This is a genomic window from Spirosoma oryzae, assembly GCF_003002825.1.
Classification (GTDB): domain Bacteria; phylum Bacteroidota; class Bacteroidia; order Cytophagales; family Spirosomataceae; genus Spirosoma; species Spirosoma oryzae.
Genome location: NZ_PVTE01000039.1, coordinates 21,800 through 37,147, shown reverse-complemented (window position 1 = coordinate 37,147; position 15,348 = coordinate 21,800). Strand labels below are relative to the sequence as shown.

Genomic DNA, 15,348 nt, shown 5'->3' with positions numbered 1-15,348 from the left:
GTGAAAACGGGTTTGCATAAGCTCGTAGATTAGACACCTCAAGCTACGCACCGACTCTCACATTTACCTCAAAACGCCTTCCCCAAACAACCTCTAAAGGGGGAGCATTCCACCAATGAAGTTCCCCCCTTTAGGGGGCTGGGGGGTACAGTTCACCAGAACTTAACCGCCCTGCCCTTTCGGGGGCTGGGACGGACGGTTAGTCGAAGGAAACTTGGCCACCACCAGTGTCAATTTAAGTACTCAACAGCCCTGCTCTTTCGGGGATGTGGGTAACTACAAAAACGAAACGCATACATGAAAACAGTATCGCTGTTCATACTCGCTTTGTTGCTGTGCCATTTGGCTGTGGCCCAATCCAATTTTACGAGTAAGGTAATCGGGATCGGCGTGGTTGTGGCCGACCTCGACAAATCGCTCGACTTCTACGTCAACGGCATTGGTATGGTTAAAACCGGCAGCTTCACGATCAACGACGAGTTCTCCAAACGGTCGGGACTGGCCAACGGAGCATCGACGCAGGTAACAATTCTTAAACTGGAAAACAGCCCCGATGCCACCGACTGGAAGCTGATGAGTTTCGGCAAAAAAGCGGGTCATCCCAAGCCGAAATTTATTCAGGACGATACGGGCATGCAGTACATCACCATCAACGTGAAGGCGCTGAAACCGATCGTCGACCGGCTGACGAAAATGAACGTGCCCTTCCGGGGTAGCACGCCGACGCCCCTTAACGACAAGGCACATTTCGTGCTGGTGCAGGACCCCGACGGTACATTTATCGAACTCATTGGCCCGCTCAACTAGAACCCGGTTCTGAACCAGATTCAGCTTATGAAACACCTGTTGATTTGCCTGGCCGGGTTGCTGACGCTGTCGGGAACGCCGATGCTGGCGCAGCAAGCGACCAACCCGATCATTTTTGCCGACGTGCCTGATCTGGCCATGATCCGAGTGGGCAAGACGTACTACATGAGCAGCACGACCATGCATCTGAGTCCGGGCCTGCCGATTATGAAATCGACCGATCTGGTCAACTGGAAGCTGGTCAGCTACGCCTACGACACGCTGGTCACCGTCGACGCGCTGAACCTGACGAACGGGCAAAGTACCTACGGGCGGGGTTCGTGGGCCAGTAGCCTGCGTTTTCATAACGGGACCTACTACGCCACCACCTTTGCCCAGCCAACGGGCCGGACGCATGTGTACACCACGAAAAACATCGAGAAGGGTCCCTGGAAAGCCGTGTCGTTCAAACCGTCTCTCCACGATCACAGCCTGTTTTTCGACGACGACGGCCGGGTGTACATGGTCTACGGCGCGGGTAAACTTCGCATTGTCGAACTGACCGCCGACGTGTCGGGCGAGAAACCCGGTACCGAGCGGGTGCTTATCGAAAACGCCAGCGCGCCGTCGGGCACGGGTCGGGGGCTACCCGCCGAAGGGTCGCAGCTGCTCAAGGTCAACGGTAAATACTACCTCTTCAACATTACCTGGCCACAGGGTGGTATGCGAACCGTCGTGATTCACCGCGCCGACAAACTTACCGGTCCCTGGGAAGGCCGGATCGGCTTGCAGGACCTGGGCGTTGCGCAGGGTGGCCTGATCGACACGCCCGACGGTCGGTGGTTTGCGTACCTGTTCCGTGATTTTGGGGGCGTGGGCCGCATCCCGTACCTGGTGCCGGTAACGTGGCAAGACGGGTGGCCCGTGCTGGGCGTCGACGGAAAAGTGCCGCAAACGCTCGACCTGCCCGCCAGCAAGGGGCTGATTCCCGGCATTGTCGCGTCGGATGAATTTACCCGCAAAAAAGGCGAACCGGCGCTGCCGCTGGTATGGCAGTGGAACCACAATCCCGACAATAGCCTGTGGTCTGTTTCGAAGCGAAAAGGCTTTCTGCGCCTGAAAACCGGCCGTACGGACACCTCGTTCGTAACCGCCCGCAACACGCTGACGCAGCGGACTATCGGACCCCAGTGCACCGGCTCGACCCGGCTCGACGTGACGAAACTAACCGACGGTGATTTCGCGGGACTGAGCCTGTTGCAGAAACAGTACGGGTTGGTGGGTGTAAAGCAGACAGACGGTACCCGAGCCATCGTGATGGTCAGTGCCGCGTCGGGCAAAGCGGTGGAGATGCAGCGGGTGCCGCTGTCGGCGTCGATCGTGTACCTGAAAGCCGAATGCGATTTCCGCGACCGGAAAGATACCGGTCGTTTCTTCTACAGTCTCGACGGCAAGACGTGGTCTGCCATTGGGGAGCCGATCAGGATGCCCTACACCATTCCGCATTTCATGGGCTACCGCTTCGGGCTGTTTACCTACGCCACCGCTTCGGCGGTCCGACCGGAAACGGGTGGGTACGCTGATTTTGATTATTTCCGTATCGAGCAGCCCACGCGGTAGACCCATTCCACCGTTCCATGAAAACTACCCTTTACGTACTTGCGCTGGCCGGGCTATTGTCGGGCTGTACGAAACCCGCTGAGGAGCCAACGCCACCCACCGTGAAATTCGAGTTGAAACCGCAGACGACCTACCAGACCATCACGGGTTTTGGCGGAGCCAACCGGATGTGGGGTACGCAGACATTACAGGCTTCCGACGCAGCAAAAGCCTTCGAAACGGGCGATGGACAATTGGGCCTGAGTCTGTTCCGGGTACGGCTATCGTCGAATAAAAACGACTGGCCGCTTATCGTGGAGTCGATCAAGGAAGCCAACAAACGCAACGTGAAGGTGCTGGCCTGCCCGTGGTCGCCACCGCCCGCGCTGAAAAGCAACAACAGCGACGTGGGCGGTCGACTGCTGCCCGAAAACTACAAGGCCTTCAAGGATTATATCAACGAATACGTTGCCTACATGGCCAGCAAAGGGGCGAAAATCGACGCGGTATCGATTCAGAACGAACCCGACTGGTCGCCTTCCTACGAATCATGCGACTGGACGGCGGCTGAGATGATCGCCTTCCTGAAAGCACCCGGTCAGATTACGGGTGTGAAGGTAGTGGCTCCCGAATCGCTGAATTTCAACGCGCAGATGACCAACGCGCTACTGTCCGACGCCGACGCTGCCGCCCGGTTCGACGTCGTGGCGGGGCATACCTACGGCGCGGGTGGCACGGCGACCTTCCCGACGGCCATTCAGCAAAAGAAAGAAATCTGGATGACTGAATACCTGCTCAACCTGAACACGGGTAACACCGGGACCGTGCCCTGGGCCTCCCGTTCAGCGCACGATAAGTGGCTGGAAAGTCTGGATATGCTGACCGGGGTACACAACGGCATGAGCAGCAACTGGAACGCCTACATCTGGTGGTACCTGCAACGCTACTATTCGTTTATCGGCGACGGGGAACAGGGCACGACCAACGGTGAAGTGCAGAAACGCGGCTATGCCTTCTCGCACTTTTCCCGCTTCGTCCGGCCGGGGGCAGTGCGCATCGACGTGGCGGCTACGGCCAATTATTTCCTGAAGGTGACCGCCTATAAAAGCGGAAATCAGACTATTGTCGAGATCATCAATACAAATAATTATCCGGTGAAAAACGTACAGTTTTCCGGCTTGTCGGCCAGCTCGGCTACGACGTACACAACAACTGAAACGGCCACACTGGACAAGAAAACCCTCACCGTTTCCGGCAACACCCTAACACTCGACTTCCCCGTGGAAAGTATGACGACGCTGGTGATTAACTAGCCTCCAAACCACCTAACCTTACCAAATTATGAACTGGCCATCCGTTTTTGATAAAGCAACCGATCTTGTCCCGAACCGTGTAGGAACGATGATGTTCCTGGCCGGTCTGCTGCTGCTGACGCTGCCCGCGCTGGCGCAGGACCCGAATTTCCACGTCTACCTCTGCCTGGGGCAGTCGAATATGGAAGGAAACGCCCGCTTCGAGCCACAGGATACGGTTGGCGTCGACCCCCGGTTTCAGGTACTGGAAGCCGTCGACTGTCCCGATCTGGGCCGGACAAAGGGAAACTGGTACACCGCCATCCCCCCCTTGTGTCGCTGCAAAACCGGCCTGACACCCGCCGATTACTTCGGGCGCACACTCCTGACATACCTGCCGCCGACGACGCGGGTGGGCGTGATCGACGTGGCCGTGGGCGGCTGCAAAATTGAACTGTTCGACAAGGACGTATATCAATCGTACCTGACAACGGCACCGGGATGGATGCTCGGTATGGTGAAAGCCTACGATGGTAATCCCTACGCCCGGCTGGTCGAGATGGGGAAACGGGCGCAGCGGGACGGCGTAATCAAAGGTATTCTGTTGCATCAGGGCGAGTCGAACCCCAACGATTCGCTGTGGACGAAGAAGGTAAAAAAGGTGTACGACAACCTGCTGGCTGATCTTGGTTTGCCGCCGAACTCCGTGCCACTGCTGGCCGGCGAAACGGTCAACGCCGATCAGGGCGGCATCTGTGCGGGTATGAACCGAATCATCGCTACACTGCCCCAGACGGTCCCGACGGCCCATGTCATCTCGTCGGCGGGCTGTACCGATTCGGCCGACAACCTGCACTTCGACGCGGCCGGGTATCGCAAGCTGGGTAAACGCTACGCCTACCAGATGCTGACCTTGCTGGGCTATACCGTTAAAGCCGAAGACTAAACCGGAAACCGTTCTTTGTTACCATGAAAAAGAGCTGTCAGTTATTGGTATTGCTGCTGGCGTCTGGCTTGTCGGCACAGGCGCAGGAAATCATTCCCTTGTATGTTGGTAACGTGCCCAACGCGAAGCCATCGTCGGTGAAGGAAGTACAGTCGTCACCGGGCGTGTACCGGGGGATCACGATGCCGACGCTGGAAGTTTATTTGCCCGACAAAGCCATCGCCACTGGTACGGCGGTCGTCGTTATTCCCGGCGGGGGGTACGGCGTCGTGGTCTATCAGGGTGAAGGGATCGGTACGGCGAAAGCGCTGGCGCAGAAAGGTGTAGCGGCTTTCGTGCTCAAGTACCGGCTACCCAGCGATTCGACTATGATCGACAAAACTATAGGACCGTTGCAGGACGCGCAGCAGGCTATCAAACGGGTGCGCGAAGGCGCTGCCAAATGGGGCATCGATCCGGGGAAAGTTGGTATCATGGGTTTCTCGGCGGGCGGTCACCTGGCGTCGACCGAAGCGACGCATTTCGACAAAGCGCAGATCGACAACCCCGGCAACACCAGCCTGCGCCCCGACTTTCAGGTGCTGATCTACCCGGTAATCAGCATGCGGGACAGCCTCGCGCACCGGGGCTCACGGGACAATCTGCTCGGCAAGAATCCGTCGCGGCAGACTATCGAACTGTTCTCCAACGAATCGCAGATACGGCCCAACACGCCCCCGACCTACCTGACCCACGCGGCCGATGACAAGGTGGTCGACGTCGACAACAGCATCGCGTATTTCGAAGCATTGCGTCATCAGAAAATTCCCGTCGAGATGCACGTCTACCCCAAAGGCGACCACGGTTTCATTTTCCGACAACCCGGCTGGATCGACCCGCTCTTCGACTGGATGAAGCGCAATAACTGGATCAGGTGACGAGTAGAATGAGTACGTCGACTTACGTTAATCAGTTGTTACAGAGAATCCCATACACCATGAAAAAGATATATTCGTTCGTCGCACTCGCGTTGTTGCTGACCAGTGTCACTGCCTTCGCCCAGCAGCCCGCCCCCGTCAGGGTCGAGGGGGGGCTGGTTCGGGGAACCGTTGAAGATGGACTGACTGTCTACCGGGGAATTCCGTTTGCGGCTCCACCCGTCGGCGATTTGCGGTGGAAAGCGCCCCAGCCGGTCGCCAAATGGGCCGACGTTCGCGACGCCAGCAAGTTTGCGCCCGCAGCCGTGCAGGGCGGCAACACACCGTCGGGCAAAAGCGAAGACTGCCTGTACCTGAATGTCTGGAGCCCGGCCAAAACGGCTAACGAACGCATCCCCGTGCTCGTCTGGATTTACGGCGGTGGCTTCGGTTTCGGGGCTACGTCTGACCCCAATTACAGCGGGGAGAAGCTGGCGCAGAAAGGCGTCGTCGTGGTCAGTATCGCTTACCGGGTTGGGCCGCTGGGCTTTCTGGCGCACCCGCAGCTGAGCGCCGAAAATCCGCAGCACGTATCGGGTAACTACGGCTTGCTGGATATGATTGCCGGGCTCAACTGGGTGCAGCAGAATATTGCCGCGTTCGGTGGTGACCCATCGAAAGTGACCATCTTCGGCGAGTCGGCGGGCGGTATTGCCGTCAGCATGTTGTGCGCGTCTCCGCAGGCCAAAGGTCTGTTCCACGGTGCTATTTCCCAAAGCGGGGGCTCCTTCGGTCCAACGCGTCCCACTACGTATCCGGGCGAAAACATGAAGCGGCTGGACGAAGCCGAAAAAGCGGGTGAGGCTTACGCGCAGAAAGCCGGTGCGTCGTCACTTGCCGACTTACGCAAGATCGAGGCCGACAAACTACCGGGTGGCTGGGGCGTTGGCTCATCCTGGCCCATTGTCGATGGCTACGTCATTCCTGACGATCAGCACACGTTGTACGAAGCGGGTAAGTACAACCAGACGCCCATTCTGGTTGGCTACAACTCCGACGAAGGAGCCAGTTTTTCCCCGCCCAAAAGCCCCGACGAGTACATCGAAAGCACGAAGAAACGGTACGGCCCGTTCGCCGATGATCTCCTCAAGGCCTATCCGGTCGGTTCGAACACCGTTCCCAAAACGGCCCGTGACCTGATGCGCGATGCGGCTTTCGGCTGGCAGACCTGGAGCTGGGCCACTTTGCAGGCCAAGACCAGCAAGCAAAAGGTGTTCTACTATTATTTCGATCAGCACCCCGCTTATCCCGTCGACTCACCCAAAGCCGGCTATGGTTCGGGGCATGGGCAGGAGGTGTCTTACGTGTTCGGGCATATCGATCCGGCCAATCCGCAAACGACGAAAACAGACCTTGCCATTTCGGATGCGATGGGTACGTATTGGACCAACTTTGCCAAACACGGCGACCCGAACGGGACGGGCGTACCGCAATGGCCCGTCTTCACCAGCGCCAAACCGGCTGTCCTGTATTTCAGCCAGACCCCGCACGTGGGACCAGTGCCCAGCCTTGCCGCGTTGACTGTACTGGATCGGTACTTCAGCTGGCGACGGACCCCCGAGGGTAAATCCTGGGCTAAGTGACAGGGTCGACAGGTTTTCAAAACCTGTCGACCCTACGAGTCAAAACGAAAACAATCGGCTAATACCTCCTTAACCAACGAATCAATGACACGTACAACAACCGCGCTGCTGCTTGCTGCCAGCCTGTTCAGCGCCGACGCTTTTTCGCAAGCCAGTCAGTCGGCCCCCGCCGATGATTTCAAGCCATCGGCCCTGAATCAGCCGGGGCAGGAATACCCGCAGGTCAACTCGCAGGGGTATGCCCGCTTCCGCATCAACGCGCCCAAAGCCGACAGCGTGAAAGTCAGCCTGGGCCTGGGCGGACGGGGCGGAACGAAGCTCACCAAAGGAGCCGACGGCTTCTGGACCGGCACCACCGAAGGACCGATGGATGAGGGCTTTCACTACTACAATGTCACGGTCGACGGCGGCAAGTTCAACGACCCCGGTGCGCAGAATTTCTACGGCTCCGTACGCTGGGAAAGTGGTATCGAGATTCCGGCCCACGATCAGGCGTTTTATGAACTGAAAGCCGTACCGCATGGCAACGTGCAGCAGATTCTGTTCCCCTCGAAAAGTACGGGTACGTCGCGCCGGGCGTTTGTTTACACCCCGCCGGGCTACGCGACCGACAAGTCGAAAAAATACCCGGTGCTATACCTGCAACACGGCTGGGGCGAAGACGAAACCGCCTGGAGCAATCAGGGCCACGCCAACCTGATTATGGATAACCTGATCGCCGAGAACAAAACGAAGCCGTTCATCATCGTGATGACCTACGGTATGACTAACGAAGTGAAATGGGGCAAAATCCGGGAGTTTAAAATCGACCCGTTCCAGACCGTCCTGACCGATGAGCTGATCCCGTACGTCGACGCGAATTTCCGTACACTCGCCAACCGCGACAATCGGGCGATGGCGGGTCTGTCGATGGGTGGTATGGAAACCAAAATGATCACGATGAATAAGCCGGATACGTTCGGGTACTACGGCCTGCTGAGTGGTGGCCTCTACAACCCCGAAGACCTCAATGGTAAGGCTAAACCAAAGCTTGTTTTCCTGAGCTGCGGCAGCCGCGAGCGTCCCGACGGCGTGAAAAAAGCGGCCACGGATCTGACAGCCGCCGGCTACAAAGCTGTGTCGTACGTATCGGAAAACACGGGCCACGAATTCCAGACCTGGCGTCGTAGCCTCCACGAACTGGCCCCGTTGCTGTTTAATTAATTTTTTGACAGGATTACAGGATGAATTTGATAGGATTACAGCCGGGCCGCCGGGCGGATGAACATGATTTTCTAACCCGACATGTCCTGTTCATCCGCCCGGCGGCCCGGCTGTAATCCTATCAAATTCATCCTTCCAGAATATGAAGAAAATATCACTACTGAAATGGTCGTACGTCGCGCTGGCTTTGGTGCTGGGCACTGCGGCACACGCCCAGCCAGCGGACAAAGAAATGCCCAAGGGCTTCGACGTTGCCCGCACGGACATCGCCCACGGCCGGATCGACAGCGTGCAGTACGCGTCGAAAACGGTGGGCGTCAACCGGAAAGCGCTGGTATACACGCCCCCCGGCTTTTCGAAAAAGAAAAAATACCCGGTGCTGTACCTCCTCCACGGCATTGGTGGCGACGAGAAAGAGTGGCTCCGGAGTGGCAATCCGCAGGTGATTCTGGACAATCTGTACGCCCAGAATAAACTCGAACCGATGATTGTGGTGATGCCCAATGGCCGCGCCATGAAAGACGACCGGGCCGTGGGCAACGTCTTCGACAAAGACAAGGTCGAAGCGTTTTACACCTTCGAAAAAGACCTGCTCAACGATTTGATTCCGTACGTCGAGAAAACGTACCCGGCCCTGAAAGACCGCGAGCATCGCGCCATTGCCGGTCTGTCGATGGGTGGGGGGCAATCGCTCAATTTCGGACTGGGTAACCTGAACAAGTTTGCGTGGGTGGGCGGCTTCTCGTCGGCTCCCAACACCCGACTGCCGCAGGAACTGGTACCCGATCCGGAAGCGGCCAGAAAGCAATTGAAACTGCTCTGGATTTCGTGCGGTGACGCCGACGGCCTGATTCCGTTTAGCAAGCGCACCCACGACTACCTCTACCAGCACAACGTACCACACGTGTACTACGTGGAGTCGGGCGGGCACGATTTCAAGGTCTGGAAAAACGGGCTGTACATGTTTTCGCAGTTCCTGTTCAAACCCGTCGATGTTGCGTCGCTGAACAAGTACACGGTGCTGGGAACGCCCGCGTCGACCAACATCCGGTCGGGCAAGTACCCGCAGATTCTGCCCGACAACCGGGTTGTTTTCCGGCTCAAAGCACCGAATGCGCAGAAGGTACAGGTCGACCTCGGCAAGAAATATGACATGGTGAAGGATACCGCCGGTGTCTGGACCGTCACGACCGATTCCATCAGCCGGGGTATTCATTACTACGCCCTCGTGATCGATGATGTAGCCGTGGCTGATCCTGGCAGTGAGACGATTTACGGAGCCGGTCGGATGATGAGCGCCATCGAAATTCCGGATCGGGACGGTGCGTTTTACGAGCTGAAAGACGTGCCCCACGGCGATGTCCGCATCAAGCGCTATTACTCGAAGCCGCTCAATGCCTGGCGCGAGATGTACGTTTACACCCCACCGGGTTACGACCAGAACACCAGCCAGAAATACCCGGTGCTGTACCTGCTACACGGTGGGGGCGAAGACGAGCGCGGCTGGTCGAAACAGGGTAAAACGGACCTGATTCTGGATAACCTGATTGCCGCCGGAAAAGCCAAACCCATGCTCGTGGTGATGATGGATGGCAACGTGCCGAATGCGGGTGGGCTGGCCGGTTTTAATGAAAACGTACTGAAAACTTTCGAGAATGAACTGAAAGGAGCGGTCGTCCCCTTCGTGGAAAGCAGCTTCCGAGTCGACGCCGATGCGAAAAGTCGGGCGCTGGCGGGTCTGTCGATGGGTGGCTTGCAGACGCTCTACGCGGGTATCAAAAACACGAGTATGTTCTCGAACCTGGGCGTGTTCAGTTCGGGCTGGTTTGCCAACAATCCCAAGCTGTCGGACCCGCAGTACGCGTTCATGAAAGACAACGCCAGCACGATCAACAGCAACCTGAAACACTTCTGGATTTCGGAGGGTGGCAAAGAAGATATTGCCCACCAGAACGGTCAGATCATGCTGAAAAAGTTCGACGACATGGGTATCAAGTACGAGTACAGCGAATACGCCGGTGGGCATAGTTGGCCTGTCTGGCGGCACGACCTGTACATGTTCGCCCCACTGCTGTTTCAGTAGGATACCTATGTCATAAAGACTCCCCGCCCTGAAGCGGATACGTTCTCGGACAAGGTGTGTTCAATCGCTTTACCCCCCAGTCCCCTGAAGGGGGAGCATTCCACAAATGAAGTTCACCCCCTTTAGGCCGGGCCGACGTTTCGGGGCTGGGGGGTAGATGGACCGAAGGTAATTTGGCTACCGTCAGCGTTAATTTAAGAACTTAACAGCCCTGCCCTTCAGGGGGCTGGGGGGTAAAGTAACAGTCAACAGTGCTTCCCTTCAGCGGGCGGGCTAGGTGGCTACCGCCGGGTAAAAGCCAACCCCTTAACCTCTACTCAACAAATTCATGAAAAATCAATGTGTAGTAGCACTACTGCTAACCGCAACGAGCTTACCAGTCAGCCTGCTCGCCCAATCAATCCCGTCGCTGAAAGACGCGTTTAAAAATGACTTCGGCATCGGTACCTGCCTGAACGTTTCGCAGATTGAGGAGCGCGATCCGAAAACGACGGCCTTCATCGCCCGTCAGTTCAACATGGCGACGCCAGAAAACGTCATGAAGTCGGCGCTGCTGCATCCGGGCTGGGACACGTATACGTTCGAGATGGCCGACAAGCTGGTCGAATTCGGGCAGAAGCACAATATCAAAATCAACGGGCATACACTAATCTGGCACAGTCAGTTGCCGGGCTTCGTTCGGCGCATTCACAGCCAGGATTCGCTCCGCACGTTCTTCACCGACCATATCAAGACCGTGGCCGGGCGCTACAAAGGCAAGGTCTTTTCGTGGGACGTGGTAAACGAAGCACTCAACGAAGACGGAACGCTGCGCAAGTCGGTATTCCTGCAACACCTGGGCGATACCTACATCACCGACGCGTTCCGGCTCGCGCAGGAAGCGTCGCCCGGTACGGAGCTGTATTACAACGACTACAATAACGAGCAACCCGCCAAACGGGCCGGCTGCATTGCGATCATCAAAAAGATAAAAGACGCCGGGGTACGTATCGACGGCGTGGGAATTCAGGGGCACTGGCATGTCGGTAAGGTACCGCTGGCGGAGATCGAAGAAAGTATCAACCAGTACGCAGCCCTGGGCCTGAAAGTGATGTTTACCGAACTGGACATCGAGGTGCTTCCCCGCAACGTCCAGGGAGCCGATGTGGGGCAGCGCATGACGGCCAACGCTACGTCGAACCCGTACCCCGACGCCCTACCCGACAGCGTGCAGCAGCAACTCGCAGCCGACTACGAAGCCCTGTTCAAGCTGTTTCTCAAGCACAAAGACAAGGTCAGCCGCGTCACGTTCTGGGGCGTCAATGACGGCGATAGCTGGCTCAACAACTGGCCCGTTCGGGGTCGCACCAACTACCCGCTCCTCTTCGACCGCAACGATAACCCCAAGCCCGCGTTCTACAGCGTGGTGAAACTGGGTAAGTAGGGGTAGAAAGTCAGCCCCTGTTTACTTCCTCAAGCCGCAATTGGTCGTATCTTTGCGAAAACTCGTTTTACGCAATGCGTCCGCTTATCAGCTACATCCTGCTGTTTGCCGTACTGCTACCCACGCTTAGCCCGTGGGGAACGATTGCGTATTACCACGCTAATAAGGACTACATCGCTAAAGTCCTTTGCGAAAACCGCAGCCGCCCCGAGCTGCATTGCGACGGTACGTGTTACCTGGCGAAAAAGCTGAAAGCCCAGCAGGACAAACAGGACAAAGAGACGACCGAACGGGTGCAGAACACGCCCTCGATTCAGCTCTTCTGCGAGTCAACCTGCCTGTTCGACTTTACGCCCGTTAGCCGCTTCCGTACCGTTGTCCCTTTCTTTACGTATGTAGTCGCGGCTTTCTCCCGGCCGCTCGACGGGCTGTTCCGCCCACCCCGGCTCTAGCCGAAGACGTTTCCTGGACTGGCTTTTTTACGTTATGCCGACCGTGACACCTGTTGCGCAGTCGTGCTGTCGCGGTATTGTATCGTCCCCTTGTTCCCATAACTGGTACGCACTGGTTGACTGACTTCCTGTCTTTTCGGACCAGGATTGTTAAGCAAGCCAGACCGTATCAGCCTGCTCCCTTTTGAACAGGGGACTGGGGGCATCGTGAGCCATTGTCCCGAAACGACTTCCTGCCTCTTTCCGGATTCCGTAACGCTACCGGCGGAGTACAGGCGCATAGCTTGTACGCCGATCGCGGTGTCGTCTTGCCAGCTAATAAGGCCGGTTCACCGACCCGTGGGCGTTCGTCAACTAATTACATACGCATTCTCTTTGCTAATGAAAATCTCCAGTCTTCTACTGGCAACCGTCGGTGTTGTCATGGTTTTGTTTGTGGGGTGTACCAACCAAGTCGAAACGATCATTGAAAAGCAGGTTCCGGTGAACCAGGCCTTCGACCCGACGCTTGGGCTCATGACGTTTACGTTCAACCACACCGTCAACGGACAGCCGTTTCAGATCAATAAAAGCTTCACCGACGCATCGGGCAACACGTACCAGTTCAACGAGATTCGCTACTGGGTCAGCAACATCCAGCTGACCAAGTCGACCGGCGAAACGGTGAAACTACCCGACACTTATTACCTGGTCGAAAATCGGGATACACTCTACTACTACGGCACGACCAGTGCGGCTACGGCCACGGCTAAGTCAGCGCCGAAGATTCGGGAGAATTTTACCGTCGTAAACGTACCGCTGGGCGACTATACAAAGGTTAAATACGCCATTGGCGTCGATCCGACCTATAACAACAACTTCGCTCTGAAAGCGGGCGAGCTGGATGTTAACCAGATGGCGCAGGTAGCCAGCTGGGCGTGGCAGACGAGTTACATTTTCCTGCGGACGAAAGGAACGTTCGTTGCCAAAGGGGCCGATCCGCTCTCGGCCGCGCAGCGCTTCGTCGTCGAAACGGGGGGCAACGATCAGTACCGGGAGGTAGAGGTAGCCTTCAACACGCCGGTCAGCAGCAAAGCCAACACCATCTCGGCGGTGAACCTGACCTCGGAGCTGATGGGCCTGTTCAAAAACCTGCCGGCCGTAGCTGATTTCAAAGGTACCAAACCCTCGGGCTGGGCCGCCGACCCGAACCTGACCCGGTACGATAAATTCGTCAACGCGGGCTCGCTGACCGACATGAAGCAGGTAGCCGACAATACCAGATCGGCCGTGTTCTCGCTGTCGACAGCCACGAAATAAAGGCCGGCCAGCCCTCGCCTGCATCCGGGCGGGGGCTGCTGACCATACCGCGCATGAACGTACGTGCTTCAATCGGCCTGCTGCTGGCGCTGGGAACGATAGCCTGTCGGCCGGGCGACACACCGGCTCCGCAGGAACCCGCGATGGCGCTGCTGGCGCAACCGGCTCATTTCCCGGCGCAACCGGCTGTGCCCTATAACCCAACGACGCTGGCCGGCGTGGTGCTGGGCCGGATGCTGTTTTACGATGCGTCGCTGTCGGGTAACAACCGGGTTTCGTGCGCCACCTGTCACCATCCCGACAAAGCCTTTGCTGACGGAGTAGCACTGGGCAGCGGGGGTGTGTCGGGCCGGGCACTGCACCGGAACTCGCCCGCCCTGATCAATCTGGCCTGGGACACGGGCGGTTTTTTCTGGGATGGTGGGGCTACGAACCTCGAATCGCAGATTATCGGCCCACTGTCGCACCCCGACGAGATGAGCCGGAACGTGGCCACGCTGGCTGGTGAACTGTCGACCAAGGACGCGTACGTACATCATTTCCGGGCCGCGTTTCCCGACGATCGGGAGTCGCCCGTATCGACGCAGAACGTGCTGAAAGCCCTGGCGCAGTACATGCGAACGCTGGTGTCGGCCGGGGCACCCTACGATCAGGTTGTGCTGGGGCGGGCCACGCAGTCGGCGCTGGAAAAGCAGGGTATGGCCGTCTTCGACGCCAAGTGCGCCAGCTGCCACACGCGGCAAACGCACCTCTTTACCGACAGCGGCTTTCACAACAACGGCCTGGACGATACCTACCCGGCCGACGACGAACGAATCGCGATGGGGCGCTTTCGCATTACCGAAAAGCCCGACGATCTGGGAAAATTCAAAACCCCGACGCTGCGCAACCTGGCGTATACGGCTCCGTACATGCACGACGGTCGGTTTCAGACCCTTGAACAGGTGCTCGACCACTATGCCAACGGCATCAGACCATCGGCTACGCTGGACCCGGCGCTGCGAACGCTGCGGCTGACGGGCGACGAACGCACGGCGCTGCTGGTCTTCCTGAACAGCCTGAACGATCAGGCATTTACCCAAAATCCACTTTTCAAGCCATAACTGGGCCCATCGAATACAATGAAAACGTTAGTAACGTATGGCAGCTGGCTGACCATCAGTGGGCTGCTGCTGATAGCGTCCTGCCAGCGAAAAAGCGAACCGGCTTTATTTGCCTCCGACCTGACGTACGCCCAGCCCACGCTGGAAACGGCGGAAGGCACGGCCATCAAAAGCTCGCGACCAGGCCTGACCGGAACGGAACCCTTTACGTTTGCGCTGACGAGTCAGCCCGCTACCACGGCGTTGAGCGTCGATACCGACGGTGTTATCAGCGCATCGGAAAAACTGGCACCGGGTACGTATCAGGTGTCGTTGACCGTAACTAACCCGGCAGGTACGCAGTCATTCGACAATGTCCTAGCGGTACTGGTTAACTCGAAGTCGGGGGTGACGTTCGTCAAAGACGTGCTGCCGATCACACGGGTCAATTGCAGCTTCGCGGGTTGCCATCCGAATTTCCTGAAGTACCAGGAAGTAGCCGGGACGATTACTAAAATGCTGGATCGCGTCCAGCGGGCAAAAGGATCGTCGGGGTTCATGCCCCGCGAGCGCGATGCCCTGACAACCACCCAGATCGGAACGCTGAAACAATGGGTTGCCGACGGCATGAAAGAACGATAACC

The 15,348-nt window shown here is 57.5% G+C and carries 13 protein-coding genes; all 13 read left to right on the top strand.

Annotated features, from left to right (window positions below; all coding sequences use genetic code 11):
• The first annotated feature begins 297 nt into the window (after positions 1–297).
• Positions 298–807, top strand: coding sequence for a VOC family protein (locus tag CLV58_RS25965; RefSeq protein ID WP_106140760.1), 510 nt, complete (start codon positions 298–300; stop codon positions 805–807).
• A gap of 27 nt (positions 808–834) precedes the next feature.
• Positions 835–2,406, top strand: coding sequence for a glycoside hydrolase family 43 protein (locus tag CLV58_RS25960; protein ID WP_106140759.1), 1,572 nt, complete (start codon positions 835–837; stop codon positions 2,404–2,406).
• Between the two features lie 17 nt (positions 2,407–2,423).
• Positions 2,424–3,698, top strand: coding sequence for a glycoside hydrolase (locus CLV58_RS25955; RefSeq protein ID WP_106140758.1), 1,275 nt, complete (start codon positions 2,424–2,426; stop codon positions 3,696–3,698).
• 88 nt (positions 3,699–3,786) lie between these two features.
• A complete protein-coding gene (locus CLV58_RS25950) occupies positions 3,787–4,623 on the top strand; it encodes a sialate O-acetylesterase (protein ID WP_106140762.1) in 837 nt (278 codons plus the stop codon).
• 23 nt (positions 4,624–4,646) lie between these two features.
• Positions 4,647–5,540: an alpha/beta hydrolase gene (locus tag CLV58_RS25945; RefSeq protein ID WP_106140757.1), complete on the top strand. Its 894-nt coding sequence runs from the start codon at positions 4,647–4,649 to the stop codon at positions 5,538–5,540.
• 59 nt (positions 5,541–5,599) lie between these two features.
• Positions 5,600–7,162: a carboxylesterase/lipase family protein gene (locus CLV58_RS25940; RefSeq protein WP_106140756.1), complete on the top strand. Its 1,563-nt coding sequence runs from the start codon at positions 5,600–5,602 to the stop codon at positions 7,160–7,162.
• Positions 7,163–7,246: 84 nt separating this feature from the next.
• Positions 7,247–8,365 carry an alpha/beta hydrolase-fold protein gene (locus CLV58_RS25935; RefSeq protein WP_106140755.1) on the top strand — a complete coding sequence of 373 codons (1,119 nt, stop codon included), beginning with the start codon at positions 7,247–7,249 and terminating at the stop codon, positions 8,363–8,365.
• Positions 8,366–8,597: 232 nt separating this feature from the next.
• Positions 8,598–10,448: an alpha/beta hydrolase-fold protein gene (locus CLV58_RS25930; RefSeq protein ID WP_425443565.1), complete on the top strand. Its 1,851-nt coding sequence runs from the start codon at positions 8,598–8,600 to the stop codon at positions 10,446–10,448.
• A gap of 328 nt (positions 10,449–10,776) precedes the next feature.
• Positions 10,777–11,871, top strand: a complete 1,095-nt coding sequence (locus CLV58_RS25925; protein ID WP_106140753.1) for an endo-1,4-beta-xylanase — start codon at positions 10,777–10,779, stop codon at positions 11,869–11,871.
• Between the two features lie 74 nt (positions 11,872–11,945).
• Positions 11,946–12,323 (top strand): hypothetical protein, encoded by a 378-nt coding sequence (locus CLV58_RS25920; RefSeq protein WP_106140752.1) that lies wholly within the window; start codon positions 11,946–11,948, stop codon positions 12,321–12,323.
• A gap of 381 nt (positions 12,324–12,704) precedes the next feature.
• Positions 12,705–13,622, top strand: a complete 918-nt coding sequence (locus CLV58_RS25915) for an MbnP family protein (RefSeq protein WP_106140751.1) — start codon at positions 12,705–12,707, stop codon at positions 13,620–13,622.
• 53 nt (positions 13,623–13,675) lie between these two features.
• Complete coding sequence (locus CLV58_RS25910) at positions 13,676–14,725, top strand: cytochrome-c peroxidase (RefSeq protein WP_106140750.1); 1,050 nt, start codon at positions 13,676–13,678, stop codon at positions 14,723–14,725.
• 18 nt (positions 14,726–14,743) lie between these two features.
• Positions 14,744–15,346, top strand: coding sequence for a hypothetical protein (locus CLV58_RS25905; protein ID WP_106140749.1), 603 nt, complete (start codon positions 14,744–14,746; stop codon positions 15,344–15,346).
• Positions 15,347–15,348: the final 2 nt, after the last annotated feature.